General features: G+C 51.4%; 4 protein-coding genes. All 4 read right to left on the reverse strand.

What is annotated here, in order from left to right; genetic code table 11:
- Position 1 precedes the first annotated feature (1 nt).
- The gene (locus VF260_11090; GenBank protein ID HEX7057718.1) at positions 2 to 790 is read right to left on the reverse strand and encodes an ABC transporter ATP-binding protein; all 789 of its coding nucleotides are present in this window, start codon (positions 788 to 790) and stop codon (positions 2 to 4) included.
- Positions 787 to 1,563, reverse strand: a complete 777-nt coding sequence (locus VF260_11095) for an ABC transporter permease (protein ID HEX7057719.1) — start codon at positions 1,561 to 1,563, stop codon at positions 787 to 789. The genes VF260_11090 and VF260_11095 overlap by 4 nt, the downstream gene beginning before the upstream one ends.
- Position 1,564: 1 nt before the next feature.
- Positions 1,565 to 1,855 (reverse strand): thiamine-binding protein, encoded by a 291-nt coding sequence (locus tag VF260_11100; protein ID HEX7057720.1) that lies wholly within the window; start codon positions 1,853 to 1,855, stop codon positions 1,565 to 1,567.
- 11 nt (positions 1,856 to 1,866) lie between these two features.
- A partial coding sequence (locus VF260_11105; GenBank protein ID HEX7057721.1) for an ABC transporter substrate-binding protein occupies positions 1,867 to 2,532 on the reverse strand: 666 nt, incomplete at its 5' end.

Here is a 2,532-nt window from a genome sequence, read left to right on the forward strand (position 1 = left end):
GTCAACCTTCTCCTGTTCCCGTTTCGAACGGACACGCTTTGCGCATCAGTTCGTATATTTCCTTCCGCAGATCGGCAAATTCCGCCCCCAACATCACCGCTTCCTCGCGCGGGCGAGCAAACGGCACGGCAAATTCTCGCAATATGCGCGTCGGTTTCGCGGATAACACATAGATGCGGTCCGACAAAAAGATCGCTTCCTCAATGCTGTGGGTGATAAACAGCACCGTCCGGCGGCTCTCCTCCCAGACGCGCAAAAGCCATTGCTGCATGCCGATGCGGGTAAAGGCATCGAGCGAACCGAAAGGCTCATCCAGGCACATCAGTTCCCGGGGAGCCAAAAGCGCCCGCAAAAACGCCGCCCGCTGCTGCATGCCGCCTGACAGCACATGCGGATAAACATGCTCATAACCGGCCAGTCCGGCTTTGCCCAACCATTTTCGCGCCTCCAAAATCGCTTGTTTGCGTGCTCTTCCCGATATTTCCAGCGCCAATGCCACGTTTTGCTCCACCGTTCGCCACGGAAACAGCGAGTTGCCTTGCGGCATATAGCTGATTAAGCCTTTGCGCCCAACGATGCTCTCGCCATCCAGTTCGATTGTTCCGGCATCGGGAACAAGCAAACCGCCGATCAATTTAAAAATGGTCGATTTTCCGCTGCCGGACGGACCGATCAACGTTACAAACTCGCCCTCCCGCACCGTCAAACTGATATCGGCAAGCACGTTTACCGTTTGTTTATTTTCCGTAAACGATTTGGCAACATGCGCAAGTCGCAGCTTCTCCTTCATGATTTGCCGCCCCTTTCCGCATCCGGCCGCCATCGAATCAGCAATTTTTCAACAAGTAAAATGAGGCAGAATAAGCCCAGGCTCAACGCGACGATCACAAAGATTGCCGCAAACACCAAATCGGTCCTGAAACCCGACTTTTGCAGCATCATAAATATGCCGATGCCGTCCTTGGCGCCTGTCCATTCCGAAATAACCGCCCCCATAACGCTGTATGTGGCCGAAATCTTCAGCCCGGAGAACAAATACGGCAACGCATGCGGAAATTCCAGCTTCCAAAACCGCTGGTTACGGTTTGCGCCGATCATGCCCATATAATCGCTCAGCGTCTTTTCCGTTTGCGCGAATCCTTGCAGTAATGCCACCGTTATCGGAAAAAAACAAACCAAAATAATGATCAGCACTTTGGGCAGAAGCCCGAATCCGAACCAGATCACAAACAGCGGCGCCAGCACGATAATCGGAATATTTTGCGACAAAACCAGAAGCGGATAAAATCCTTGCTTAAGCCACGGAAATATAAGCTGCATCCAGACGGCTACGGCAATTCCGAACAATACGCCCGCGGCAAAACCGATAACGGTAATCTTCAGCGTGGCGGCGGTATGATGGAGAATCCGCGAAAAATCAGCGAACCCCGCCGCCAGTATATGCAGCGGGGTCGGCAGAAGCCAGGCGGGTACGGCTAACACGCTCGCTGAGACTTGCCAGACTGCCAAAAAGGCGACGACGATGATGATCGGCGCGGCAGCCTGATAATAGCGCGGCTGCATGTCAGTCGTATTTTTCCGTCAGTTTCTCCATCGAAACTCCTGACGGGTTAAAGAAAATTTTAATTTGCGACATGACGCTGGGGCTGCCGCTTGCGAGCATCTCCTCATTCATCTTTTTCACAATGCCCAACAATTCATCAAGCTCGCCTTCCATCGTTGTTTCCAACGGTCCGACGCGATATTTGACGCCTGATTGGTCGATGACGGCGATCGCCTTGTCAACATACGGAATGACATCTTCCCCGTGTGGCGTTTTGGGCAAAATTTGTATGCTTAATAAGGTATTCGGCATATGCATCCTCCTTATTGTTTCGGCAAAAATTGATTTGTGAACGCCGCATCGACATCGAGCGGTTTCTCCAATAATTTGTGGTCAAGCATCCAGCTGGCGTAATTTTCCCAAACTTCGCGTTTCTGGATGCCCCACTGCGGCGCATCATCGCGATATTTCGGACTTAGCCATTTCTGGCTCGCCCTAACCAGCTTTTCATTCAGATCGGGCTCGGCTTTAATCAGGATATCGGCCGCCTCGTCGGGATGATCAATGGCAAAATTGTAACCTTCCGAAACTGCCGCGACAAACGCGCTCACGATATCCGGCTGTTCCTTGATCATCGTATCGTTCGTCACCAAAACCGGCGTATAATAGTCCAACTTGTCGGAGTAATCCGTTAAATAAACCATGTTCAAAGGCACGTTGCGCAACTCCGCCTCAACGCCCGTCCAGGCGTAATAAATCCAGGCAAAATCAATATCCCGCTTTACCGCCGTGAAGAAATCGGCATCACCGGTATTGACGATTTTCACTTTTGTAAAATCGGCATGCTGCGACTGCATCAACGATTCAATGACTGCGGCCTCAACCGGCGAACCCCAGCCGCCGTATGTTTTGCCTTCAAAATCTTTTGGCGATTTGATATTTTTGTCAACCGGAGACGCAAATCCGGAAGTATTATGTTGGATAATTGC

It is taken from the genome of Bacilli bacterium, from assembly GCA_036381315.1.
Classification (GTDB): domain Bacteria; phylum Bacillota; class Bacilli; order Paenibacillales; family KCTC-25726; genus DASVDB01.

Excerpts from the sequence above, each read along its gene's own strand:
- VF260_11090 (HEX7057718.1), bottom strand. The coding sequence starts at position 790 with ATGAAGGAGAAGCTGCGACTTGCGCATGTTGCCAAATCGTTTACGGAA.
- VF260_11095 (HEX7057719.1), bottom strand. The coding sequence starts at position 1,563 with ATGCAGCCGCGCTATTATCAGGCTGCCGCGCCGATCATCATCGTCGTC.
- VF260_11100 (HEX7057720.1), bottom strand. The coding sequence starts at position 1,855 with ATGCCGAATACCTTATTAAGCATACAAATTTTGCCCAAAACGCCACAC.